The following is a 23820-nucleotide window of genomic DNA, read 5'->3' as shown; positions in this document are numbered from 1 at the left end:
CCGCTAAACAAGCACTTCGCACTTCTTAAACCATATCCTTTTGAAATGCCTCTAACGCAATATGAACAGTCTCATCTGGAATAGATACGACATTCACTACCCCATATTCCTGCATTAGCACCATATGAATTGTCCCAGCATTCGCTTTCTTATCTTGTTTCATCAATTGAACAAGACGCTCTACATTCAAATCACTTGGCATTTTTGGATAGCCGTACTTTAAGAACCACTGCTTCATCTCTTCATAAGAAAGATCAACCTTGTACACTTGCTCACTTAAGAATATAGCAAATAACATTCCAACCGCTACTCCGTCACCGTGAGTAATATTTCCATACCCTAGTTCTTTTTCAAGAGCATGGCCTAACGTATGTCCAAAGTTCAAATGGGCACGTACACCTTTTTCTGTTTCATCTTGCGATACAATATTTGCCTTTACAGGAATCGCCTTCGTTAATATATGAATTAACTTCTCATCACGAAGATCCGTTAATGTTTGCACTTCTTCTTTTAACCAATGATACAGCTCTACATCACCAATAAGAGCATGTTTTATCACTTCTGCATAACCTGAACGCCACTCTTTTTCAGGAAGAGACTGTAAAAATGGCGTATGATATACAACTGCTTCTGGTTGATGGAATGCACCTATCATATTTTTACCTAACGGATGATTGATCGCTACTTTCCCGCCTACTGCGCTATCATGAGCTAATAAAGTCGTCGGAACTTGAACAAAGCGAATTCCACGCATAAACGACGCAGCAACAAAACCAGCTAAATCCCCAATCATCCCGCCTCCAAGTGCAATAATTAAAGAATTTCTATCTAATTTATTTTCAAGAGCTGACGTATGAGCCGCATAGAAATTTTCAAAAGACTTCTCTTTTTCGCCACTCGGTACAACGAATGAAAATACTTTTTGCTCTATTTGCAATGCATCTACAACTGTCTGTAAATGTAAAGATGCAACAGCCTCATCTGAAATGATCATGATGTTTGATACAAATGGCCGCATGTTTTGAACGATTGTTGTCAAATGTGACAACGATTCTTTTCCTACATGTACATCATATTCTTTTGATTTTGTTTGAATATGTATGTTTCCCATTAAAATCCCCTCGCATATTCATTATGTTTCTCAATATTTTCACGAATAAGGTCCATACGATCTAATCCGAATTGTTCTATTAAAGCTGTCGCTAATTCCCAAGCCACAACCGCTTCTGCAACGACACTAGCTGCTGGCACTGCACAACTATCTGAACGTTCAATGCTCGCTGTAAAAGGCTCTTTCGTATCAATATCTACACTTTGAAGAGGTTTATATAGTGTAGGTATCGGTTTCATCACACCGCGCACAACAATTGGCATGCCAGTCGTCATACCGCCTTCTAATCCACCTGCATTATTTGTTCTTCGTGTATATCCATGCTCCTCATTCCACAGAATTTCATCATGAACTTCACTTCCCGGTCTATGTGCTGCTTCAAAACCAATTCCAATCTCGACACCTTTAAAGGCATTAATGCTCATAATTGCGGATGCTAATTTTGCATCCAGTTTTCGATCATAATGCACATAGCTACCGACCCCAATTGGCATTCCTTCCACAATCACTTCAACGATTCCACCGATTGAATCACCATTTGCTTTCGCATCATCAATTGCTTTCATCATTTGGCTACCAGCTTCTTCATCTAAGCAACGTACAGGTGATGCTTCTGTAATACTTTTTAATTCTTCAATTGAACGATACGTAATTTCCTTAGCCTCAACACCGCCAATTTCAATTACATGGCCCGCCACTGTAATACCAAGTTCTGCTAACACTTTTTTAGCGACCGCACCAGCAGCAACACGTACTGTCGTTTCGCGTGCTGAAGAACGTTCCAGTACATTTCTCATATCTCTATGTCCATATTTAATCGCACCATTTAAATCAGCATGTCCAGGTCTTGGTTTTGTTACTTTCCTTTTCATTTCTTTTTCTTCTTGTTCCGTCAAAGGCTCTGCGCCCATAATTTTTGTCCAATGTGCAAAATCACGATTTTCAACAACAAGTGCAATTGGAGAACCTAATGTCTCTCCATGTCTAACACCACTTGCAATTTGCACTTGATCTGTTTCAATTTGCATGCGCCTACCACGCCCATACCCCTTTTGCCTTCTAGCTAACTCTTCATTTATATCATCCGCTACTAAAGGCAGTCCTGCCGGAACACCTTCTATAATCGTTGTAAGTTGTGGACCATGAGATTCACCCGCTGTAATATATCGCATACGTCATTCCTCTTTTCGTATATGTATTTATCCCGCTATATTAAGCAATGATATTATCTTTCATTACTCTAAAAGTATAAAAGAAATTAAATAATACATCAGCCATTCGCTTATTCTCCGATAGGCCTTTTACTTTACATATCAATATATCATAACAGCTCTAACTTCGTAACTAATTGCAATAAAAAAAGTGCAAGAAGAATACCCCTATTCTCCTTGCACTTTCTACTATTATCACAGTTATTAAAGCGTTTACAAATTATTTCAAAATAATTAGTAAATCCATTCATTCATTAATTTTGAGTAGTCAACTAATTCTTCTTCCTTAAAGAAAATAGCAATCTCGCGCTCTGCACTTTCTAACGAATCAGAACCATGGATAATGTTTTTCGCAACAGTTACACCGAAATCTCCACGAATTGTTCCAGGAGCTGCTTCATGTGGTCTTGTTTTACCCATCATGTTACGAGCTGTATCTACTACACCTTCACCTTGCCATACCATTGCAAATACAGGGCCAGATGTAATAAAGTCTACTAATTCACCAAAGAAAGGTTTCTCTGTGTGCTCAGCATAGTGTTGTCCAGCAATTTCCGGAGTGACTTGCATTAATTTTGCACCAACTAATTGAAAGCCCTTTTTCTCAAAACGAGCTACGATTTCCCCAATGAATGCACGTTGTACACCGTCTGGTTTTACCATTAGAAATGTTTTTTCCATAAAAAATCTCTCCACTTCTGAATTATGTATGTAATTGTATATCCCCACACACATATTAACACCCTTATCACAATTGTGCAATAGTTTTGAAATAGAGAGATTATTTTATTTTTTAGAAAAAACACTAAAATTTTCGTTTCCCAATATACTTTGCTACATTTTGTAATGCATACTTTGCTTGTCCACGTGGGAGTGGTTTTATGATTTCTAATGCTTTATGTAAATAACGTTCACTAAACGCAAATGCCTTATCAATAGCTGCACTATTTTTCACAGCCTCAATAATTTCTTTCATTTCATCCGCTGTTGTATTTTCGTGTACAGATGTGATTTTCTTACGAAGCACTGGATCTTCCATAGCGTATAAGGCAGGAAGCGTAATATTCCCTTGTAGTAAATCTCCGCCAGCAGGTTTTCCAAGTTTCTCTTCCGTTGAAACAAAATCTAAAATATCATCAATAATTTGATACGACATCCCTACGAAATAGCCATACCAAAATAGTCGATTCACCGTATCACGATTAGCCCCAGCAGCAATCGCCCCTAGTTGGCAACTTGCAGCAATTAATAATGCTGTTTTTCGCTTTATTCTTCTTAAATATGTTCGTAAATTTTGGTCATAATTGTATTTATCTTTAATTTGTTCAATTTCACCTTTACAGACTTCTAAAATGGTATGCGATAGCGCCTGATGCGCCTCTGGAATTTCGATATTCGTTATACATTCAAGAGACTTCGCGAATAGATAGTCCCCTGTATACATCGCAATACGGTCCCCCCATTTCGCATTCACAGTCGCACTACCACGTCGTAAAAAAGCAGCATCAATAACATCATCGTGAACAAGAGAAGCCATATGAATAAGTTCTAACGCAACAGCTACATGCTTAATTGCATCTAACTTATAATCTCCAAATTTCCCCGCAAGCAACACAAATACAGGACGAATTCGCTTCCCACCTGCTTCAATAAGTTGTAATGCCGCCTCTTCTACCAATGGTTGTTCAGAAGCAACTGTCTTTTTTAATTCTTTTTCTATCACATTAATATCCGATCGTAAAAAAGAGTACATAAGTTGTAACTTCATATTGTTCACCTTAACCTAAAACTTCTTTTTTCTATTTTGATTCTGGTTTCATACCTAAATGCATCGCTGCTACCCCAAAAGTAAACGGCTTCACTTGTATACGTTCAAGTCCAGCTTTTTCAAACATATTAGCCAATTCTTTCATACCTGGGAATGTACTAGCAGATTCTTGCAGCCATGAATATTCTTTATAACTTTTCGCAAATAACTTTCCAAATAACGGCATGATATATTTAAAGTATAAAATATACCCTTGTCGAAAACCAATCATTGTTGGTTGAGATGTTTCTAAACAAATTACTTTTCCACCTGGTTTTACTACGCGCGTCATTTCTTTTAATACGTGCAGATAATCCGGTACGTTACGTAAACCAAATCCAATCGTTACATAATCAAATGTGTTATCTTCAAATGGAAGTTCCATTGCATTCCCGTGTAGAAGTTCTACTTGTTTTAATTGTAACGCCTCTACCTTTTGCTTACCGACAGATAACATATTTTCACTGAAGTCTAAACCAACAACCTTGCCCTGTTCACCTACCGCTCCAGCTAGCGCAATGGTCCAGTCCGCTGTCCCGCAGCATACATCAAGAGCCTTGTTACCTGGTTTTACATCCATAATGCGCATCGTCTCTTTACGCCACGCTTTATGTCTTTGAAAACTAATTACAGAATTCATCACATCGTATTTATCAGAGATTTTCTCAAATACATCATGTACTCTTTCTTCTTTTGATTGTTGCATGCTCGTACCTTCTTCCAATGTAAAATTGCTTATGTCTTCGATTTATCTCTTAACACAGAGTTTATGTCGCTTATGTCTGTGTGGTTTTCTAAAAATTGATTTTCTTTCTTTCTCAATTCCATCATCCATCCATTAATAACTGGTTCTGCATCCGCTTTATCCCTCAAAATCGATTGAACTGCTTGAAAAACAGGTGAATGTTGTTTATTAGCATACAGTTCACATTCTTTTTGGAGACGATTTTCCCCTAATACATACGTTATAAATGGCTTCCAATGCGATAAATGAAAATGATCACATGTTTTTTGCAAGAGTGCAGACTCAATCGTTACTACACTTTCCATTATGTCATCCATCGTTTTATGCGCTTTTTGATATAACATTATTTTGTGTTCATTAATTTCTTTAATTCCTTCAGCAAGCGCACGAATTAAAACAATATCACGATTCATAGACAATAAGTAATAATATAACCCGCTATAGTAATCGCCTGCAAGTACTGTTAACTGGCGACGTTTATGCGATTCATTTGCTTCTGCCCCTGCTTTATTTGATACTCTTTCATGTGTATCAAGTGCAATTTGCACAAGCATAATCGTTACTACATAATGCTCAATTTGTTCTATATGTAAATTTGCACCTTTTAAAGCACCATATAACAATGCTATTTTTTCTTCATCAATAAATGGTTCTTCAATATAGTTTATAAAATAAGGATGGCGTAATTTCTCCATCAATTTCTCTCTTATACCCGCATACCCTCCGTAGATGTCACACACAAAAATCACCCTTGTTTTCTAATTCATAAAACTTATTATAACACATACATACTATTTTCTATAACCAAAACTTGGCTACTCTTTCCAAACTTCCATCGAACTAAATAACATCTTCCATTCTTTTTAGTAGTCTTTCTATTCTCACTCTGCCTTCCTAAAACTATATCATTTATTTACATAAAAAAAAAAGAAAAGCAGTTTCCCACTTTTCTTTACTTCGTTTTAATAAAAGATAAAATTTCACTACGTGCTGCAGCATCATTTTCTAGCACACCACGCACTGCTGTTGTTACTGTTTTCGCACCTGGCTTTTTCACACCGCGCATCGTCATACACATATGTTCTGCTTCTACTACTACCATTACACCATGCGGCTCTAGTACTTCCATAATAGAGTTCGCTACTGTTGATGTAATACGTTCTTGCAGTTGTGGACGACGTGCAATTGTATCTACAGTACGAGCTAATTTACTTAACCCTGTCACTTTTCCGCCTTGCGGAATATATGCAACGTGAGCAACTCCATAGAATGGAACTAAATGATGCTCACACATCGAATAAAACGGTATATCTTTTACTAGTACAAGCTCCTCGTGATCTTCTCCGAACACTTTATGCAAATGTTCTTTCGGATCTTCATGCATACCCGAGAACACTTCTGCGTACATTTTTGCAACACGCTTTGGTGTATCAAGTACTCCCTCACGATTTGGGTCATCTCCGATTGCCTCTAAAATAAGGCGTACTGCATGTTCAATTTGTTCTAAATTAACTTTTGCCATCCGCTAGCCCTCCCGAAAACCTAAAAGTGATACGAACACATTCTAGCATATTTATGTTTTTAAAAGCAAAAAGAAGAGTTCCCCAAAAGGAAACTCTTCTTCCCTGTTAATATGTAAGGATTATTTAACCGCATCTTTTAACGCTTTACCAGGTTTGAATGCAGGTACTTTACTTGCAGCGATTTCAATCTCCTCACCTGTTTGTGGGTTACGACCTTTACGAGCCGCACGCTCACGAACTTCGAAGTTACCGAATCCGATCAGTTGTACTTTATCACCTTGTTTTAAAGCTTCTAAGATAGAATCAAAAACAGCGTCTACTGCTTTTGTTGCGTCCTTTTTAGAAAGGGAACTTGCTTCTGCAACAGCATTGATTAAATCTGTCTTGTTCATGCCATTCACCTCCTCCCAAAGATAAGACTGTATAATGATCATAAAATGAGTCTTACTTTCATTTGTAGGCAATTTTTGCAAATTCTATACTACAAAGATGTAGATAAATCATTATCAACGCCTATATTATACGATTCTCCTTTATAATTCAATATTTTTAAGGAAATTGTTACTCTTAAAATGTGAAAATCTGATGAAACTTGACAATTTACAACAATATATTAGATAATGACTGTTTATTTTTCTATTTCATAAGCAAAAATCAAAAAAATCCCTCTACGATGAGAGGGATTTTTTTCTTATAATATAATCGCAATTAATCCGCCAGATCCTTCATTAATAATTCTTTCTAGTGTTTCTTTTAATTTATATCTCGCATTTTCTGGCATTAAAGATAGTTTCGCTTGAATGCCTTCTCGCACAATAGAGCTAAGCGAACGTCCGAATATATCAGAATTCCAAATTGATAATGGGTCATCTTCAAAATCTTGCATTAAATAACGAACTAGTTCTTCACTTTGCTTTTCAGTACCAATGATTGGCTCAAACGTTGACTCCACATCTACTTTAATCATATGAATAGATGGAGCTACAGCTTTTAATTTCACACCAAACCTTGAACCGTGACGAATAATTTCTGGCTCATCTAAGCTCATGTCAGCTAATGCAGGCGCCGCTACACCATATCCTGTTTGCTTTACCATACGTAGGGCATCCGCCACTTGATCATATTCTATTTTCGCATGAGATAAATCGAGCATAAGCTTCAATAAATGATCTTTCCCTCGAATTTCTACTCCTACTACTTCTTTTAAAATCTGATCGTACAATTCATCTGGTGCATATAAATCAATCTCTGCTACGCCTTGCCCCATGTCAATGCCAGCTAGGCTCGCTCGATCAATAAATTCATACTGACTAAACTGCCAAACGACGCGGTCCACATCACGAAGACGTTTTATATCCTTCACAGTCTCTTGAACAGCTTCTTGATAACTTCGGCGTAACCAATGCCCTTCATTTAACACCATTACCCAGCTCGGAAGGTTAACATTCACTTCTAAAACCGGGAACTCAAATAACGCCTCTCGCAGCACATTGTACACATCTGTTTCCCTTAAACTTTCTACACTCATCGCAATGACTGGGATATCATATTCTTCAGATAAACTTTGGCGCAATTGCTCTGTATCTGGATGATACGGCTGTACAGTGTTGATGATCATAATGAAAGGTTTTCCGACTTCTTTTAACTCATTTACTACGCGTTCTTCTGCCTCTATATAATCTCTTCTTGGAATTTCACCAATCGTTCCATCTGTTGTAATGACAACACCAATTGTTGAATGTTCTTGAATTACTTTACGTGTTCCGATTTCTGCAGCTTCATGGAATGGAATAGGCTCTTCATACCAAGGAGTATTAATCATGCGCGGGCCATTCTCATCTTCATAACCTTTTGCTCCTGGAACCGTATATCCGACGCAATCTACCAATCGAATATTCACTTCAAGGCCTTCATCTACTTCGATAGAAACCGCTTGGTTTGGAACAAACTTCGGTTCCGTCGTCATGATTGTACGACCAGCAGCACTTTGAGGCAGTTCATCCTGCGCCCTTTGACGGTCAGACTCATTCTCAATATTAGGAATAACTACAAGTTCCATAAATTTTTTAATGAATGTTGATTTCCCTGTTCGAACAGCTCCTACAACTCCAAAATAAATATCACCGCCTGTGCGTTCCGCAATATCTTTAAAAATATCTACCTTTTCCAAGTGATTCCCTCCCTCAATATTTTTGGGAATAATTCCACATTTATAGTCAACTAATACCTTCTCTAACGTTGCCTATAATATCTGATATAATATAATGGTATTCTAGAAGTTCGGACAATATATCATATAATTTTGTCCAATTTCATATGACTATTAAAAAATATCTTTTGTTTGCATCGTAAGTTGTGTAACATAAAAAACCTTTCTTCTAGAACTTATTCACTAAAAGAAAGGTTCATGACTTATGATTTTAAAAAAATTGGTTCTCCATTCTTTACCGTATACGGTAAAGAATACGCAGGTACAAATGGAGAGTCTTTCGAAAGTATATTCCGAATATCTTCCCCCTCCTTAAATTGCCCTTCATTTTTTTTCAACGCTTCATATAAGTCGATTCTATAATCAACATAAATTTCTCCCTTTTCATTGATTACAAAAGGAAGTCCTTTACCAGAATACGGACTTGTCACTTGTGGTACCTCTTTATATCCTAGTTTTTTGAAATCTAATTCATACACACCATCTGAAATTACCTTTTTAAAAGGCGGATATTGATGTTCATCCCGATACATCCTAAGCTTTAATGATAATTCCTGAATTTGTTCAGCCATCCTAACATCAATTAACTTTACTGTCGGGTTTGTTTCAACGTCTATTAATACGTATTGATATACCCCTCCACTTTCATACGCATTCCCTGGCGCTTCTTGTATGTAACGCGGAGCAATCTTTTGAAAATCAATTGGATACTTTTGATAAATAGGTGTACTCATATCCCGCGTCTTAATTGGCAATATCCCATCATTTTGCTCCTTAAATGTCACAACAGCTTTTTGAACAACCTGCAGCTGATCTTCATAAGGAACCGCATTTTGCTTCATATTTTCTTTCGGGTACAGACATCCTGTTAAAAAGCTCATACAACAAAATATTAAAATAATATGTACTTTTTTCACTAGCAATCACCTTTTTCATACTAATATAACTTGCTCCGTATGTTACATTTTCGAGTCCATTCCCTTTACTGCTGTACAGGTCCACTAAATACAACAAGAAAAATAACAATTCCTGACACAATCATAAGGGTGTAGGCTACTAATGCTGTAATCCCTTTCAAAAATTTATTCTTTATTTTATATCTGCTTAGTAAAATAAAACTTACTGCAAAAAACATAAATCCAATTGCACCTAAAGCAAACCACATTTTTATAAGCCCTTCCGACATATACACACCCCTTTTTATTAATCTATTTTTATACTATTTTAACAAATTAAAATCTTTAAACAAATAAAAAAGAACATTTTACTACGAATTTGCGAATATGTAACTTTAATCAACAGGATTTCCACATTTTCCATTAATGTATATAAAAATAAAAACCGAAGCGAGTGTATCCCTCGCTTCGGTTGACCAAATATGCCCAAAACAGCTCTATTCCCATACTTTCATGGCTATCATATGCAATCTACAAACTCTTTGTTTCTCATATTTTATTTTTTAAACATTTTGCTTAACGAGCCAAAATCTGCTGGCATATTATTGTTAATAATCGCTTTTACAATTTGATCCTCTTGTTCTTTCGGCACTTCACGTCCTGCCATAAGAGCCACTTGATGAATCAATTGACGAAGTACAGTTTCATCACGTAAATTCGCATTTTGTACAGATGATGCTAATTTAAAAATATCTTCTTTATTCACTTTCGCTTCTTTTTCAATGTTATTAAAAATGTTATTATCCATTCTTTTCACCCTCTCCTCAAGTTACTCTTCATCCTATGCAAAAAATAAAAAAATGGTGAAAAGACCCAAAAAAATAAAAAGCGACAGAAGTACAAATGTACTTCTGTCGCTTTTCTTTAAAGCAAGTCAGGTATAGCTTCCACTTCATGTTTTCGAACACGTCCCATTAATGAGCCTACCGCATCTTTTACGTTATTCCCATTGAACAGTACGTCATATAAAGCAGCTGTAATCGGCATTTCAACTTCCATTTTCTCTGCTAATTCATGAGCAGCTTTCGTTGTTCTTACACCTTCTACAACCATACCCATACTTTCTAACACTTCTTCTAAAGAGTGTCCTTTTCCAAGCATATTTCCAGCGCGCCAATTGCGGCTATGAACACTTGTACAAGTTACAATTAAGTCTCCCATACCAGTTAAACCAGCAAACGTTAACGGATTTCCGCCCATTTTTCTTCCTAAACGAGCAATCTCCGTTAAGCCACGTGTCATTAATGCCGCTTTCGCATTATCACCTAATCCAAGTCCATCAGTTATTCCAGCAGCTAATGCGATAATATTTTTTAACGCACCGCCAAGCTCAACCCCAACGATATCTGGATTTGTGTATACACGGAAGTAGCTATTCATAAACAAGTCTTGTACGTCCTCAGCCGCTTCCATACGCTTCGCTGCAGACGTAACAGTTGTCGCTTGACGTAAACCAACTTCTTCAGCATGACTCGGTCCAGACAGTACAACAACATCTTTAATCAAGCTCTCTGGAATTTCTTCCTCAATCACTTCCGAAATACGTTTTGACGTACCAGGTTCAATTCCTTTACTTGCATGAATCCAAGTAGTTGGACCCGCTATATATTTCTTCATATCTTGCAATACTTCTCTATACGCTTTCGTTGGTACTACAAGAAGTACTACATTTACATCTACTAATGCTTCTTCTAAAGAAGAGTAGGCTACGATTGTGCTTGGCAATGTAATTCCTGGAAGGTATCGACTATTCTCATGTTTTGTATTAATCTCATCCATAAGTTCAGAACGATTTCCCCAAATACGTACATCATGTCCATTGTCAGCTAATACCATCGCTAACGCTGTTCCCCAGCTACCTGCTCCAACTACTGTGATTTTTGTCATAAAATCACATCCTCTCCATTAGTCTCTTGCTCTAGCGATAATGTGAATCGGCGTCCCTACAAAGCCAAATGATTCACGTAAACGATTCTTTAAGAAGCGCTCATATGAGAAGTGCAATAATTCTGGATCGTTTACAAACACAACAAATGTTGGTGGTTTTACTGCAACTTGTGTTGCATAGAAAATCTTCAGGCGGCTACCGTTATGCGTTGGCGTTGGATTCATCGCTACCGCATCCATAATTACATCATTTAATACATTCGTTTGAATACGGATACTATGGCTTTCATTTACTTCATCGATAACCGGTATTAACGTTTGTGTACGTTTTCTCGTTTTCGCAGATAAGAACACAATCGGTGCATACTCTAAAAATTGGAAGTGAGCACGGATATTTTCTTCAAATGCTTTCATTGTTTTCTCATCTTTTTTCACTGCGTCCCATTTGTTTACAACGATAACAACAGCTCGCCCTGAATCATGAGCATATCCAGCGATTTTTTTATCTTGTTCAATAATTCCTTCTTCACCGTCTAAAACGACTAAAACAACGTCAGAACGTTCAATAGCTCTTAGTGCACGAAGTACACTATACTTTTCTGTACTTTCATACACTTTCCCTTTTTTACGCATACCAGCTGTATCGATAATTACATAATCTTTTCCGTCTTTGCTATATGGTGTATCGACAGCATCACGAGTTGTTCCTGCTACATTACTAACAATTACACGCTCTTGCCCAAGAAGAGCATTTACAAGTGATGATTTCCCTACATTTGGACGTCCAATTAAAGAGAAACGAATTGTATCTTCATCATATCCGTCTTCTTCAATCTTTGGAAAATGCTGTGCAGCTTCGTCTAATAAATCACCTAATCCTAATCCGTGTGTACCTGAAATTGGGAATGGCTCGCCAAATCCTAATGCATAGAAGTCATAAATGTCACTGCGCATCTCTGGATTGTCTACTTTATTTACTGCAAGTACAACTGGTTTATTTGAACGATATAAAATTTTTGCAACTTCTTCATCCGCTGCTGTTACACCGTCACGACCATTTGTCATAAAAATGATAACATCTGCTTCATCAATCGCTACTTCAGCTTGTTGACGAATTTGTGTCAAAAATGGCTCGTCTCCAATATCAATTCCACCTGTATCAATAATGTTAAATTCATGATTTAACCAATCTCCAGCGCTATAAATACGATCGCGCGTTACACCTGGAATATCTTCTACGATTGAAACTCTCTCTCCAACAATTCTATTGAAAATAGTAGATTTCCCTACGTTCGGGCGGCCTACTATTGCTATTACTGGTTTCGGCATATACTTTCATCCTTTCAACTTACATCTGTTTATTATGTAAAAAACCCTTCTTTGTGCAAGAAGGGATTTGCATTCCAGAATATTTCTCAACGTATCAAAACACCTCACATTATAACACACGTTGCTAATGTTTCACAATAATATATACATTCTCTTGTAAGCGATGCGCAATACCATCTAAAATTGCCTCTAAATTATTTGCAACAAATTCTAATTCCTCTGTCGATTCACAAGTAAACAAAGGGGCACCCCCAGCAAATTTCTCCGGGGTCGTTGTAATAACTGCAAGAATGACACTTTCTAACATCATCTCTTATCTCCCCTTCCTTTCGGGGCTTCCGATGACATATGAACAGCACTTTCTAACGTCGGCACATTCCCTATGACACCTATCGCTTTCTCTGCATCTTGATCTTGTGGCAAGACAAAAATCCCAACCCTACCATCTTCTAAATCACGCTTTGCTAACGGTACAAGCGCCGGCGTACCAGAATCTCTATAAATCCCTAAAGCAACAGACACATCATGTAAAATAGCTTGCCTTTGTCCTAAGTTTGAGATTGTCACCATCGCATCAATTGATTTCGGCCTTAAAATAAAGCCCATCCCATATTTCATAATTTCCTCTTGTCTTGCTGGCAATCCAATATTCATAATATAAATATTATCAATGTACAGCCCCGCTCCCTCAAAACGAAGTGGAACATGCTCAATATCAACAAGATCATGTAACCTCTTACCAGACATTAATTTTTTCGCGATAAAAAATGAGATTATAGCCATAATTACTCCAGCAATCCATGAACGGAACCCTATATACGCAAACGTCGTTGCAAACGACGTTAACATCGACAAATAGTTACGACTTTCAAAAACTAATGCAATTCCTTCAATGTATGTATTTCCACGCGGTACGAGCTCATATCCATCTAATTGTTGAAGTGTATTTCTTTCCATATTTCGCACATCACGAAACTGTGTTGCTGCTAACGTAAGAAACGTAATGGCAGAAAAATCTTTTTTCAAAATAGACGGAATCGCAATCGCTCCTAAAGCCGCTGCAATTAATCCCATCGCAATGTGAATAATTTTCCCGTGGAGCCTCGTTGGATATTGCCGCGTATCTGTCCGGAGCATTAGCACTCTCGTTACTGTCCCCGCTATTACGCCGCATAAAATGGCCGGTGTATATTCAGTCATGTATTACCCTCGCCTTTCTTTTACGTGTTTTCCTCTTGAACTGTTCCATGTATATTGATGCTTTTGCAATCCAAAACAAAATTGCCATGAACAATGTAGAAACGGCGACGATATCAAAAAAAGATAAACTACCGTAATCGTAAGGAAAATGTAGCTTCCGAAAAATAAGTGTCACAAACAACTCTCCCTGTAACATTCCTATATAAAGAGAACATAATCGTAATATGCGATCCTCATGTAATAACACCGATGCATACACAAGAGCACTACTTAACAAAAACAACCTGTCCACCACAATCCAAATTGGATCATATACTTCTAACAAATGAAAACTTGTATATAACATTGCAATAATAAGTGCCGAGAGTAAGCTGTATAATTTTTTCCAAATAGAATATAGTGCGATTCCTATAAAAGCAACAACAGAAAGTAAAAGTGCATTTACTGATACCGTGAATGAAGCAACCGTTACATGTAACGGAGAGCAAATAATAAAAATCAATATACAAGCGCTTATCTTCCACCGGATAGAATCCTTTTTCATAAAAAAAGTTACGACAATCCACCCTATCCAAGCTACAAAATAAAAAGTACTCCCTTCCATCATTTCACCTCCTATGTTTTCCATTATGGGAACTTTTTATGAAAGTTAATCCTCTTTCTTCGCGCATAGTTTTTTCATATAACAGCAACACTTTTAATAAGGAGGTGCTATTCATTATGGGTAAAGATCGTCAAGAACGAAAACTAAGAGAATCACGCCGCGTTGAATCTGACCGTGATCAATCACTACAATATCCGGGTGCTACTGGGCTTGATACACCAGAGCAAGCTCGCAAGCAGAATCAGCACTAATGAATACAAAAGACGGTTTCGATATTGTACGAAACCGTCTTTTACATAATTATTTTAATGATTTTTATTTATATCAAAATAATATTTTATATACGAATCTTCCGTTGATTAATTTTTCCCTCCACTTATTTTCCTTGGCAAAATTAACCCCTATCCAATAATCCAGTAGCACATTATCTACATTTTCCAGTCGCAACTTTTACAAGGTAATATTTATACATCGCAATAATTTAATTTCATTTTTATTTTGATAGAATATTAATTTCATCCCTCACTTTATAGTACTAAAAAAGAACAGCAAATAAAAAAACCAACCAAACGGTTGATTTTTTATCTTCTACTATAATGAACCGTATCAATCCCACGCTGCATTAACCAATGATACGTTTCGCCCTTTACAACAAGAGGTACAGATTGTAACTCTTCTATCGTCTTCGCCCCAAGAGCGGTCATAATAAATTTCAAATCTTTATGTAACAGATCAATTTCATCCACTAACTTCTCGATACCATCTTGCATTAAAATGCGTAAAAAATATCCAGCAAAAGCAGTTGTATTCGCCCCTAATGCGATTGCCTTCGCTACGTCAAGCGCTGTTTGTATGCCCCCAGATGCAATAAAAGAGAGGTTATTATTTGTAGAGGTTGCTTCAATAATCGAGGTAGCTGTTTGTATGCCCCAGTTATTAAAATAAGAAAGCATTCGTTGTCTTCTTTCATTTTCAACTGCAGCAAAATTCGTACCACCTTGTCCACCAATATCAATTGCCGTTACACCTATACTCACTAACCGCTGTACAGTTTCCTTGCTCATCCCAAATCCAACTTCTTTTACAATGACAGGAACTTTACTATTTAAAACAATTTTCTCAATACGCTGAAGTACACCAGTAAAGTCACGGTCTCCTTCTGGCATCGTTAACTCTTGTATGACATTCAAATGAATTTGTAGCGCATTTGCTTCAATCATATCAACCGCACGCTCTGCCTGTTCGATAGTTGCCTCACTACCTAAATTAGCAAAGAAAATACCATTTGGGTTTACCTTTCTGATAATCTTATAAGAAGCAGCCTCACTTTCATCTTTTAACGCCGCCATTTGCGAACCTACAGCCATAGCAAGATTATGATGTTTCGCTACATATGCTAATTGCTCATTAATATGTAACGTTTTCTCTCCTCCACCACCAGTCATCGCATTGATAAAAATCGGCGAACTTAGTGAAAGTTCGCCGATTTTTGTTTCACATGTTATTGTGTCATAACTTGAATTTGGCAATCCTTGATGCACAAAATCAATATCATGAAAGCCATGCGTACGAGACTGACCTGTAGAAAGAGCGTATTCAATATGATCTAATTTACGTTTTGCCCTTGCCACTTGTACCCCTCTTTATTTCTTTAATTTTTTCAGTTGTTCACCAATAATATCACTTAATTGGAAAGTAGCAGAATCAGCATTTGGTTCATACTGACTGTAATCTTCAATTACATTATTTTCCTCAAGCGCTTCTTTTATACTTAAAGAAATACGTTTCTCTGCTACATGGACTTCCAGCACTTTCACTTTTACTTCTTGTCCCATTTCCAATACTTCATTTGGATTTTTCACATGACGATTTGCAATTTGAGATACATGCACAAGACCTTCAACGCCAGGTAAAATTTCAACGAATGCACCGAATGTAACAAGACGTTTTACTACTCCCTCACGAATATCTCCAGCTTTTACTTCGCCAGCAACATTTTCCCAAGGGCCCGGTTGAGCTGCTTTAATTGATAAAGAAATACGCTGTGTATCAGCATCAACAGATAATACCTTTACCTTTACCTTTTGACCTTGCTCTAATACTTCAGAAGGTTGTTCTACACGTTCGTGTGAAATTTGTGAAATATGAACTAAACCGTCCACACCACCAACGTTAACGAAAGCACCAAAGTTCGTTAATCGTTGTACTGTTCCTTCAACAACGTCGCCTTCTTTTAATGAAGAAATTGCTTCTTTCTTCTTAGAATCTAGTTCTAATTCTACTACTGCTTTATGCGAAAGAATTACACGATTTTTTTCGCGGTCTAATTCAACAATTTTCACGGCTAATGTTTTGCCTTTATAGTCAGTAAAATCTTCTACATAATGTACTTCCACAAGTGAAGCCGGGATAAAACCACGAACACCAAGGTCCACAACTAATCCACCATTCACGATATCTTTTACAGTAACATCAAATACATGACCAGAAGTAAATTTCTCTTGTAATTCTACCCATGCTTTTTCTGCATCAACAGCACGCTTAGATAAGACAAGATCATCTTCTTCTAATTTAATAATTTTTAATTCTAGTATTTGATCTAATTCTACAACATCGCTTGCTTTTTCAATATGAACGTTAGCTAATTCACTAATTGGAATTACGCCATCTGTTTTGTATCCAACATTTACAAGCACTTGTTTCTCTTCAACTTTCGTTACAGAACCTGTAACAACGTCACCAACTTGTAATTCTTTTGAATCCATAACTTCTTCATTCATTTTCTCTACCATGGAAATACCTCCCTACAGAATTGACAAAGCATTTTTTATGTATATACGAAATGAAAACAAATGTTTTCATTTGCATGTTTAAGAATTTATCATCACATACTCAGTTTTCATACATTTCACTAGAAAATATATTAAACCTATATAAATAGTATACAGCAAAATCATCTTGAAGAAAGTATGTTTTGAAATATAATAGCGAATATATTCTGAAAGTTTTATCCTTCTTTTACTAACTTCTTACAAATCCGATCATTTGTCAAGGAAAGAGACTCACAATTCACGTATCCTTTACATTTATATATAAACAAAAAAAAGAAAGAGGTTATCCCCTTTCTTTATTTCGCAAAAACTCCTGAAACAATACTCATAATTTTTTGGACAACTTCTTCAATTGATAAAGAAGTTGTATCTAATTCCAATGCATCATCAGCTTTTTTCAGAGGAGAAACTTCGCGTTCTGAATCTAATTTATCACGCTGAGCAATTTCTTCTTTTAACTGCTCTAAATTAGAATCGAAACCTTTATTTGTATTTTCTAAATGTCTTCTTTCTGCTCTTTCTTCAACAGAAGCAAGCATAAAGATCTTCACTTCAGCATCTGGTAACACATGTGTACCAATATCACGGCCATCCATTACAACGCCGCCTTTTTCCGCTAACTCTTGTTGACGACGTACCATTTCTTCACGAACAAGGCGATGTTTCGCCACAATAGATACTCGATTCGTCACCTCAGGTGTACGAATTACTTCAGAAACATCTTGTCCATTTAAAAATACAAGTTGTGTATTTTCTCCTTGTTGAAACTCAATATTCACATTCTTTACAACTTCCATTAACTTCTCTTCATTTTCAATGTCCACTTTTTGCTCAAGGGCTGCATATGTAATCGCACGATACATTGCGCCTGTATCAATATAAACGTAAGAAAGTTTCTTTGCCACAACTTTTGCAACCGTACTTTTTCCAGCAGCTGCTGGACCATCTATAGCAATTGAAATTCGTTTATCCATTGTAACACCTCATTTTTTCACTTATAAAACAAAACGAAAAGCAGGTATTCTCCTGCTTCTTCTCATTTGCTTCACGTCATTAAATCCTCAATTATTGTAGCATAATCCTTACTAGAAGAAAATGAAAACTACCTATTCACCTGTAAGATTTCTGTTTTGTTTTTTACCATGACACCTTCATAATAAACAATTTTAGATAAATATTTCACTGATGACTTATGTATAAATAACAATTGCACAACACAAAGACAAATGAATTGTATTATTAATATACGAATAAAAATTCTCTCCATCTTTTTCAACGTAAATGCTCCCTCCTATACTATATTTACACATTTCGTTTCATGATTTTATACATCGTACATATAGCAGTTAATTTTATTGTCATTTTCGAGGCATACTTTTATACATTTCCATTGTCGAATTTACTCAAAACATGTTATGTTCTAAATGTATTTTTTTACTTGAAAGGGGTATAAGCATTGAAAAGAATCCTAGTTTTACACACAGGTGGAACAATTGCAATGGAGGAAGATAAAGAAACTGGGGTCGTACAACCAGGTGAAAAAAATCCTCTTTTAAAATTCATTCCTGATTTAGAAGGCGATGTTGATTTAATCGTTGAAGATGTGTTCCATCTACCATCTCCTCATATGACACCGAGCGAAATGTTACAATTACAAGTCATCATTGATGAAAGAGTAAAACAAGACAACATTCATGGCGTAGTCATTACGCATGGTACGGATACATTAGAAGAAACAGCCTATTTCTTAGATTTAACAGTGCAAGCAACTATTCCGATCGTTGTGACTGGCGCAATGCGTTCTAGTAATGAATTAGGTGCTGATGGTCTATATAACTTCTTATCGGCTGTAAAAGTCGCTAGCTGTAGTGAAGCTGCAGAAAAAGGTGTTCTAGTCGTATTAAACGACGAAATTCATTGCGCTACAAATGTAACGAAAACACATACAAGTAATGTAGCAACATTCCAGAGTCCACAGTATGGACCAATTGGTATGGTAACAAAGCGCGGTGTTGTATTCCATCACGCTTTAGTACATCACGAAACATATTCAGTAAATAAAATTTCTAAAAACGTAGTTGTTCTAAAAGCATACGCTGGTATGGACGATACATTGTTAGCAGCAATTGAAAACCTTCCAGTAGACGGGATTGTCATTGAAGCACTCGGGCAAGGTAATTTACCTCCAAGAACACTTCCTAGTATAGAACGATTAATAAACAAAGGAATTCCTGTCGTATTAGTTTCTCGCTGTTTCAACGGCATCGTTCAAGATGTATATTCATATGAAGGTGGCGGCAAACAATTAAAAGATATGGGTATTGTATTCACATACGGTTTAAATGCCCAAAAAGCACGTATTAAATTATTAGTTGCATTAGAGAATACAAATTCTCATGAAACAATCCAAAATATGTTTATGCACGATTAAAAAAGAAGCTGTCGAAGTTTATTTCGACAGCTTCTTTTTACATTTCTCTTGTTGCAATGGTTTGCGCAATCGCATCTCCATGAAATCGACCGTTCTCAATAAATATTTCATTTGCATTATTTCCAGCAGCAATTACACCTGCAATAAAAATATTTTCAGCGTTCGTTTCCAATGTATCCTCAGCATAAATTGGACGTCCTGTTTCTTCATCAATCCGAACACCCATTTTCGTTAAGAAACTATGATCAGGATGGTAACCAGTCATCGCAAATACAAAATCATTTTGGATTGTATATACCTCGCCATCAACTGTATACGTTAATGTATGTTCAGTAATTTCTTTCACATGAGCCTGGAAATGCATTTGAATTGTGCCGTTTCGTACTAATGCCTCAAACTCCGGCAAAATCCACGGCTTTATGCTTGGTGAATACTCACTTCCGCGATATAAAACTGTTACACGCGCACCAGCTTTAACAAGTTCTAGTGCGGCATCTACACTCGAATTTTTCCCACCTATAACGACTACATCTCGATCAAAATAAGGATGTCCCTCTTTAAAATAGTGAGCTACTTTCTTCAATTCCTCACCTGGAACATTCATATAATTCGGATTGTCATAATATCCAGTTGCTACAACAATATATTTCGCTATATATACTTCTTTACTTCCGTCACGCTTTGTCGTCTCAACCTGAAAAACTTCTCCATCTTTTTGAACTTTTTCCACTCGTTCAAAAGCATTTACACGTACAGATTTACGCTTTACTACTTCACGATAATACGCAAGCGCTTGATTTCGAACTGGCTTACGATTTTCTGTAATAAAAGCTACTTCACCAATTTCTAATTTTTCACTAGAAGAGAAAAATGTTTGATGAGTTGGATAATTATAAATCGCATTTACAATGTTTCCTTTTTCAATTACTAACGGATTTACCCCTACCTTTTGCAACGAAATCGCCGCTGCTAATCCGCATGGACCGCCTCCGATAATAATAACTGCTTCTTTTTGCATACTCTGTTCACTCCTAGTCTTCTACCTCTGCACTATTTATAAAAACAAGAAAAAACCTACTTACAGCAGTAGGCACCTATCTATATTGTATTCATTTTTCATATATTTGTCATCTAAACGAAACGTACATCCGATAGACATCTGCTAAAAACTGCTGAAATCTAATACCTTGTTTCCCTAATACATTTTCAGGATCAATCTTTCTAGCTGGATCAAGTGTTTTATGTGATACGATATCCTTTTTCGGATTCAAGCCGAAGTTTTGACACAAGTACGCATGATACCACGTAAAACGAGTATACGCTTCCCAAAAGTTAACATCACCGCCATAACAAAGTTCCACTCCAATGGCAGCCTTATTGGCATCATAACCATATAAGTCATTATCGGCCGGCACACCATATCGAACATGATAGGCAACTTCATTTATAGGAATAATTTCTAATATCGTTTTGTCATCTATAAATGTATGTGCCGAGGCTTTCGGTTGTATCTCATTAAAATAATCCCGATTGCCTATCGCATTGCTACCAGGATTCCCCGTATCATGACTTACAATAAACCTTACTTTAGAAAGAGGAATTCCCGGTCGTGAACTTCCATATCCAATATAGTTACGCTCTATAGGAAACATCGCCATTACTACCAACTCCCGCTTCAGAAGATTACTTTACTTCCTTATATATGTATTCGGTAGCAATGTCCTTATAGCATATTTCTTACGCGAAGAGAAAATCGAAAATATTTGATGTGAACACCATAAATAGTAAAATACTTACAGCAACTCCATAAAAACCGTAAAACCAAACACAATCTTCTTTCGTATCTAAACCGAAAAATTTATTTACTGATTGCAATAATGTGCCGCGCTTACTTTGTTTGTTTCTTAATACTTCCACTCGTTCTACAACATCTGCTGGCATCATAAATCTTTGGTCTACTGTCATTTTCATCATTTATCTCTCCTTAAAATCATTTCCGTTTTGTTTATCTAAGGAGAGTATAGCACGTTTGTTCGTGTAGAACAAGCGTTCTTTTTTATTTTTATTTTATTTTTCAGCCAACCAAGTAAGAATCGAGATTACGAAGGCTATAATCGGTCCTAATACAACTGCACCAAATATTAAAAACAATAGCCCTTCTCCGAACACCCGAACGCTACTTGTTTTTTGGACTTTCATCGTTCTTGCGAGTTCTCCCTCTAACCTCTTCACCTTTTCTTCTAATTGTTCTACTCGTTCCATCATTTCATTTTCCATATACAACACCTCACACTAATACTTCAACAAAAAAACGTGATTCCCTCGAAAGGAATCACGTTTTCTCACAATATAATATTATACCCAACCTCTGAAGCGACTTGCTTCAGCCATTTTACGAACACCGACCATATACGCTGCTAGGCGCATGTTCACTTTACGAACTTGTGCTGTTTCATAAATAGAATCAAATGATCTTACCATTACTTTTTCTAAACGTTGTTCTACTTCTTCTTCAGTCCAGTAGTAACCTTGGTTATTTTGTACCCACTCGAAGTAAGATACCGTTACACCACCAGCACTTGCTAATACGTCTGGAACAAGTAAAATGCCGCGATCTGTTAAAATTTTAGTTGCTTCTAATGTTGTCGGACCATTTGCAGCTTCAACAACGATTTTTGCTTTAATATTATTAGCATTTTCTTCTGTAATTTGGTTCTCAATTGCAGCTGGAACTAAAATATCGCAATCAAGTTCTAACAATTCTTTGTTTGAAATTGTATTATTAAATAGTTTTGTTACTGTACCGAAGCTATCACGACGGTCTAATAAATAATCAATATCTAATCCGTTTGGATCATGCAATGCACCGTAAGCATCTGAGATTGCAATAACTTTCGCGCCTGCATCATGCATAAATTTAGCTAAGAAGCTACCAGCATTACCGAATCCTTGAACAACAACGCGCGCACCTTTAATATCAATGTCGCGTTTTTTTGCAGCTTCGCGAATACAAATTGTTACACCTTTCGCCGTTGCTGTTTCACGTCCATGTGATCCACCTAATACAAGTGGCTTACCTGTAATAAATCCTGGTGAATTAAATTCATCAATACGGCTATATTCATCCATCATCCATGCCATAATTTGAGAGTTTGTGAATACATCTGGAGCTGGAATATCTTTCGTCGGTCCTACGATTTGGCTAATTGCTCGTACATAACCGCGGCTTAATCTTTCTAACTCACGGAATGACATTTCACGCGGGTCACAGATAATTCCACCTTTACCTCCGCCGTATGGTAAATCAACAATACCACATTTTAAACTCATCCAGATTGAAAGTGCTTTCACTTCGTTTTCTGTTACATTCGGATGGAAGCGAATTCCACCTTTCGTTGGACCAACAGCATCATTATGTTGTGCACGATATCCTGTAAATATTTTAACAGTCCCGTCATCCATACGAACTGGTATTTTCACTGTCATCATACGAATTGGTTCTTTTAATAATTCATATACTTCGTTTGGATAACCCAATTTTTCTAATGCTTCACTAATAACAATTTGTGTCGAATTCAATAGTTCAAAATGTTGTTCCCTTTGTTGTTGTGTTTTTGTTTGAGTTCCCTTTTCGGCTACCATAGTAAGTAAACCCCCTGTAATTTCACTTGTTTAGTAAACCTTCATTGCCTAGTATACACCGTTAAATTTGGAATGCAATAGAAAACGCTAACAAATATATACAAACTATTTTCTGTTGCAAGCGTTTTCACTATCATTATAGTCCTTTTATTGCTTTTAGAAAAGTAAAATACTTAAATATTTAAATATTTTTTATTTCACTTACATACAGCGCCTTGAAAAGATATATTTAAATACAATAAAGAATGCTCAAGTATTTATAATTCACTCTATACCATGAGTCGTTTTGAAATTTTCAGACCATACTTTTAGTTTTTCCAAATAAAAAAACAAA

Annotated in this window: 28 protein-coding genes; 2 read left to right on the top strand and 26 right to left on the bottom strand. The window is 36.5% G+C overall.

Going from position 1 to position 23820, the window contains the following annotated elements:
- Positions 1–25: 25 nt before the first annotated feature.
- The 17 genes from aroB to ACXY7N_RS06355 form a co-directional block, all read right to left on the bottom strand.
- A complete protein-coding gene (gene aroB, locus ACXY7N_RS06435) occupies positions 26–1111 on the bottom strand; it encodes a 3-dehydroquinate synthase (protein ID WP_016088639.1) in 1086 nt (361 codons plus the stop codon).
- A complete protein-coding gene (gene aroC, locus ACXY7N_RS06430; protein WP_016134009.1) occupies positions 1111–2283 on the bottom strand; it encodes a chorismate synthase in 1173 nt (390 codons plus the stop codon). Before aroC ends, aroB begins: the two co-directional genes overlap by 1 nt.
- Before the next feature lie 273 nt (positions 2284–2556).
- The gene (gene ndk / locus ACXY7N_RS06425; protein ID WP_000415885.1) at positions 2557–3003 is read right to left on the bottom strand and encodes a nucleoside-diphosphate kinase; all 447 of its coding nucleotides are present in this window, start codon (positions 3001–3003) and stop codon (positions 2557–2559) included.
- 124 nt (positions 3004–3127) lie between these two features.
- Positions 3128–4090, bottom strand: coding sequence for a heptaprenyl diphosphate synthase component II (gene hepT, locus ACXY7N_RS06420; protein ID WP_016088641.1), 963 nt, complete (start codon positions 4088–4090; stop codon positions 3128–3130).
- A gap of 31 nt (positions 4091–4121) precedes the next feature.
- A complete protein-coding gene (gene menG / locus ACXY7N_RS06415) occupies positions 4122–4835 on the bottom strand; it encodes a 2-heptaprenyl-1,4-naphthoquinone methyltransferase (RefSeq protein ID WP_016088642.1) in 714 nt (237 codons plus the stop codon).
- 29 nt (positions 4836–4864) lie between these two features.
- Positions 4865–5614, bottom strand: coding sequence for a heptaprenyl diphosphate synthase component 1 (locus tag ACXY7N_RS06410; protein ID WP_016088643.1), 750 nt, complete (start codon positions 5612–5614; stop codon positions 4865–4867).
- A gap of 212 nt (positions 5615–5826) precedes the next feature.
- On the bottom strand, positions 5827–6396 hold the full coding sequence (folE, locus tag ACXY7N_RS06405) for a GTP cyclohydrolase I FolE (RefSeq protein ID WP_001151482.1): 570 nt from the start codon (positions 6394–6396) through the stop codon (positions 5827–5829).
- Positions 6397–6516: 120 nt separating this feature from the next.
- On the bottom strand, positions 6517–6789 hold the full coding sequence (locus ACXY7N_RS06400; RefSeq protein ID WP_001043860.1) for an HU family DNA-binding protein: 273 nt from the start codon (positions 6787–6789) through the stop codon (positions 6517–6519).
- 299 nt (positions 6790–7088) lie between these two features.
- Positions 7089–8567 (bottom strand): stage IV sporulation protein A, encoded by a 1479-nt coding sequence (gene spoIVA / locus ACXY7N_RS06395; protein WP_016082263.1) that lies wholly within the window; start codon positions 8565–8567, stop codon positions 7089–7091.
- A gap of 242 nt (positions 8568–8809) precedes the next feature.
- Positions 8810–9523, bottom strand: coding sequence for a hypothetical protein (locus tag ACXY7N_RS06390; RefSeq protein WP_016088644.1), 714 nt, complete (start codon positions 9521–9523; stop codon positions 8810–8812).
- Between the two features lie 65 nt (positions 9524–9588).
- Entirely contained in the window at positions 9589–9792 is a 204-nt protein-coding gene (locus ACXY7N_RS06385; RefSeq protein ID WP_001288995.1) for a DUF2768 domain-containing protein, read from the bottom strand.
- A 266-nt stretch (positions 9793–10058) separates the two neighbouring features.
- A complete protein-coding gene (locus tag ACXY7N_RS06380; RefSeq protein ID WP_000369753.1) occupies positions 10059–10310 on the bottom strand; it encodes a stage VI sporulation protein F in 252 nt (83 codons plus the stop codon).
- Between the two features lie 116 nt (positions 10311–10426).
- Positions 10427–11449 (bottom strand): NAD(P)H-dependent glycerol-3-phosphate dehydrogenase, encoded by a 1023-nt coding sequence (locus tag ACXY7N_RS06375; protein ID WP_016088645.1) that lies wholly within the window; start codon positions 11447–11449, stop codon positions 10427–10429.
- Between the two features lie 18 nt (positions 11450–11467).
- The gene (gene der, locus ACXY7N_RS06370; RefSeq protein WP_001125891.1) at positions 11468–12778 is read right to left on the bottom strand and encodes a ribosome biogenesis GTPase Der; all 1311 of its coding nucleotides are present in this window, start codon (positions 12776–12778) and stop codon (positions 11468–11470) included.
- A gap of 124 nt (positions 12779–12902) precedes the next feature.
- Positions 12903–13088, bottom strand: coding sequence for a capping complex subunit for YIEGIA (locus ACXY7N_RS06365; protein ID WP_000979054.1), 186 nt, complete (start codon positions 13086–13088; stop codon positions 12903–12905).
- Positions 13085–13978: a YIEGIA family protein gene (locus ACXY7N_RS06360; protein ID WP_016088646.1), complete on the bottom strand. Its 894-nt coding sequence runs from the start codon at positions 13976–13978 to the stop codon at positions 13085–13087. Before ACXY7N_RS06360 ends, ACXY7N_RS06365 begins: the two co-directional genes overlap by 4 nt.
- Positions 13971–14582 (bottom strand): YphA family membrane protein, encoded by a 612-nt coding sequence (locus tag ACXY7N_RS06355; RefSeq protein WP_016088647.1) that lies wholly within the window; start codon positions 14580–14582, stop codon positions 13971–13973. Before ACXY7N_RS06355 ends, ACXY7N_RS06360 begins: the two co-directional genes overlap by 8 nt.
- A gap of 116 nt (positions 14583–14698) precedes the next feature.
- On the opposite strand from ACXY7N_RS06355, the gene ACXY7N_RS06350 reads away from it, so the two are divergent.
- A complete protein-coding gene (locus ACXY7N_RS06350; RefSeq protein WP_000513900.1) occupies positions 14699–14833 on the top strand; it encodes a YpzI family protein in 135 nt (44 codons plus the stop codon).
- Positions 14834–15163: 330 nt separating this feature from the next.
- Here ACXY7N_RS06350 and ACXY7N_RS06345 read toward each other — a convergent pair whose 3' ends face one another.
- The 4 genes from ACXY7N_RS06345 to ACXY7N_RS06330 form a co-directional block, all read right to left on the bottom strand.
- On the bottom strand, positions 15164–16213 hold the full coding sequence (locus ACXY7N_RS06345; protein ID WP_016134008.1) for a type 2 isopentenyl-diphosphate Delta-isomerase: 1050 nt from the start codon (positions 16211–16213) through the stop codon (positions 15164–15166).
- Between the two features lie 12 nt (positions 16214–16225).
- A complete protein-coding gene (rpsA, locus tag ACXY7N_RS06340; RefSeq protein WP_016134007.1) occupies positions 16226–17374 on the bottom strand; it encodes a 30S ribosomal protein S1 in 1149 nt (382 codons plus the stop codon).
- A gap of 335 nt (positions 17375–17709) precedes the next feature.
- Positions 17710–18387: a (d)CMP kinase gene (gene cmk, locus ACXY7N_RS06335; RefSeq protein ID WP_016088650.1), complete on the bottom strand. Its 678-nt coding sequence runs from the start codon at positions 18385–18387 to the stop codon at positions 17710–17712.
- A gap of 128 nt (positions 18388–18515) precedes the next feature.
- Complete coding sequence (locus tag ACXY7N_RS06330) at positions 18516–18689, bottom strand: YpfB family protein (RefSeq protein ID WP_080118036.1); 174 nt, start codon at positions 18687–18689, stop codon at positions 18516–18518.
- 180 nt (positions 18690–18869) lie between these two features.
- Here ACXY7N_RS06330 and ansA point away from each other — a divergent pair, with 180 nt between their 5' ends.
- Positions 18870–19844, top strand: coding sequence for an asparaginase (ansA, locus tag ACXY7N_RS06325; protein ID WP_080118037.1), 975 nt, complete (start codon positions 18870–18872; stop codon positions 19842–19844).
- A 37-nt stretch (positions 19845–19881) separates the two neighbouring features.
- Here ansA and ACXY7N_RS06320 read toward each other — a convergent pair whose 3' ends face one another.
- From ACXY7N_RS06320 to gudB, 5 genes are all read right to left on the bottom strand, one after another.
- Entirely contained in the window at positions 19882–20862 is a 981-nt protein-coding gene (locus ACXY7N_RS06320; protein ID WP_088083486.1) for a YpdA family putative bacillithiol disulfide reductase, read from the bottom strand.
- A 109-nt stretch (positions 20863–20971) separates the two neighbouring features.
- A complete protein-coding gene (locus ACXY7N_RS06315; protein ID WP_016088653.1) occupies positions 20972–21502 on the bottom strand; it encodes a peptidoglycan recognition protein family protein in 531 nt (176 codons plus the stop codon).
- A 79-nt stretch (positions 21503–21581) separates the two neighbouring features.
- Positions 21582–21818, bottom strand: a complete 237-nt coding sequence (locus ACXY7N_RS06310) for a DUF3961 domain-containing protein (protein ID WP_001983018.1) — start codon at positions 21816–21818, stop codon at positions 21582–21584.
- Between the two features lie 93 nt (positions 21819–21911).
- Positions 21912–22121: a hypothetical protein gene (locus ACXY7N_RS06305; RefSeq protein ID WP_016134005.1), complete on the bottom strand. Its 210-nt coding sequence runs from the start codon at positions 22119–22121 to the stop codon at positions 21912–21914.
- Between the two features lie 78 nt (positions 22122–22199).
- Positions 22200–23486, bottom strand: coding sequence for an NAD-specific glutamate dehydrogenase (gene gudB / locus ACXY7N_RS06300; RefSeq protein WP_000225171.1), 1287 nt, complete (start codon positions 23484–23486; stop codon positions 22200–22202).
- Positions 23487–23820 lie beyond the last annotated feature (334 nt).

The sequence above is a fragment of the Bacillus sp. 5w2 genome (genome assembly GCF_054353775.1).
The sequence above is the reverse complement of the archived record's forward strand: the minus strand, read 5'-3'. Positions and strand labels throughout refer to the sequence as shown.

What these genes read in the sequence shown, in the direction of transcription:
- aroB (WP_016088639.1), bottom strand. Translation starts at nt 1,111, where the DNA reads ATGGGAAACATACATATTCAAACAAAATCAAAAGAATATGATGTACAT.
- aroC (WP_016134009.1), bottom strand. Translation starts at nt 2,283, where the DNA reads ATGCGATATATTACAGCGGGTGAATCTCATGGTCCACAACTTACAACG.
- ndk (WP_000415885.1), bottom strand. Translation starts at nt 3,003, where the DNA reads ATGGAAAAAACATTTCTAATGGTAAAACCAGACGGTGTACAACGTGCA.
- hepT (WP_016088641.1), bottom strand. Translation starts at nt 4,090, where the DNA reads ATGAAGTTACAACTTATGTACTCTTTTTTACGATCGGATATTAATGTG.
- menG (WP_016088642.1), bottom strand. Translation starts at nt 4,835, where the DNA reads ATGCAACAATCAAAAGAAGAAAGAGTACATGATGTATTTGAGAAAATC.
- folE (WP_001151482.1), bottom strand. Translation starts at nt 6,396, where the DNA reads ATGGCAAAAGTTAATTTAGAACAAATTGAACATGCAGTACGCCTTATT.
- ACXY7N_RS06400 (WP_001043860.1), bottom strand. Translation starts at nt 6,789, where the DNA reads ATGAACAAGACAGATTTAATCAATGCTGTTGCAGAAGCAAGTTCCCTT.
- ACXY7N_RS06385 (WP_001288995.1), bottom strand. Translation starts at nt 9,792, where the DNA reads ATGTCGGAAGGGCTTATAAAAATGTGGTTTGCTTTAGGTGCAATTGGA.
- ACXY7N_RS06380 (WP_000369753.1), bottom strand. Translation starts at nt 10,310, where the DNA reads ATGGATAATAACATTTTTAATAACATTGAAAAAGAAGCGAAAGTGAAT.
- ACXY7N_RS06375 (WP_016088645.1), bottom strand. Translation starts at nt 11,449, where the DNA reads ATGACAAAAATCACAGTAGTTGGAGCAGGTAGCTGGGGAACAGCGTTA.
- der (WP_001125891.1), bottom strand. Translation starts at nt 12,778, where the DNA reads ATGCCGAAACCAGTAATAGCAATAGTAGGCCGCCCGAACGTAGGGAAA.
- ACXY7N_RS06365 (WP_000979054.1), bottom strand. Translation starts at nt 13,088, where the DNA reads ATGATGTTAGAAAGTGTCATTCTTGCAGTTATTACAACGACCCCGGAG.
- ACXY7N_RS06360 (WP_016088646.1), bottom strand. Translation starts at nt 13,978, where the DNA reads ATGACTGAATATACACCGGCCATTTTATGCGGCGTAATAGCGGGGACA.
- ACXY7N_RS06355 (WP_016088647.1), bottom strand. Translation starts at nt 14,582, where the DNA reads ATGGAAGGGAGTACTTTTTATTTTGTAGCTTGGATAGGGTGGATTGTC.
- ACXY7N_RS06350 (WP_000513900.1), top strand. Translation starts at nt 14,699, where the DNA reads ATGGGTAAAGATCGTCAAGAACGAAAACTAAGAGAATCACGCCGCGTT.
- rpsA (WP_016134007.1), bottom strand. Translation starts at nt 17,374, where the DNA reads ATGGTAGAGAAAATGAATGAAGAAGTTATGGATTCAAAAGAATTACAA.
- cmk (WP_016088650.1), bottom strand. Translation starts at nt 18,387, where the DNA reads ATGGATAAACGAATTTCAATTGCTATAGATGGTCCAGCAGCTGCTGGA.
- ACXY7N_RS06320 (WP_088083486.1), bottom strand. Translation starts at nt 20,862, where the DNA reads ATGCAAAAAGAAGCAGTTATTATTATCGGAGGCGGTCCATGCGGATTA.
- ACXY7N_RS06315 (WP_016088653.1), bottom strand. Translation starts at nt 21,502, where the DNA reads ATGGCGATGTTTCCTATAGAGCGTAACTATATTGGATATGGAAGTTCA.
- ACXY7N_RS06310 (WP_001983018.1), bottom strand. Translation starts at nt 21,818, where the DNA reads ATGATGAAAATGACAGTAGACCAAAGATTTATGATGCCAGCAGATGTT.
- ACXY7N_RS06305 (WP_016134005.1), bottom strand. Translation starts at nt 22,121, where the DNA reads ATGGAAAATGAAATGATGGAACGAGTAGAACAATTAGAAGAAAAGGTG.
- gudB (WP_000225171.1), bottom strand. Translation starts at nt 23,486, where the DNA reads ATGGTAGCCGAAAAGGGAACTCAAACAAAAACACAACAACAAAGGGAA.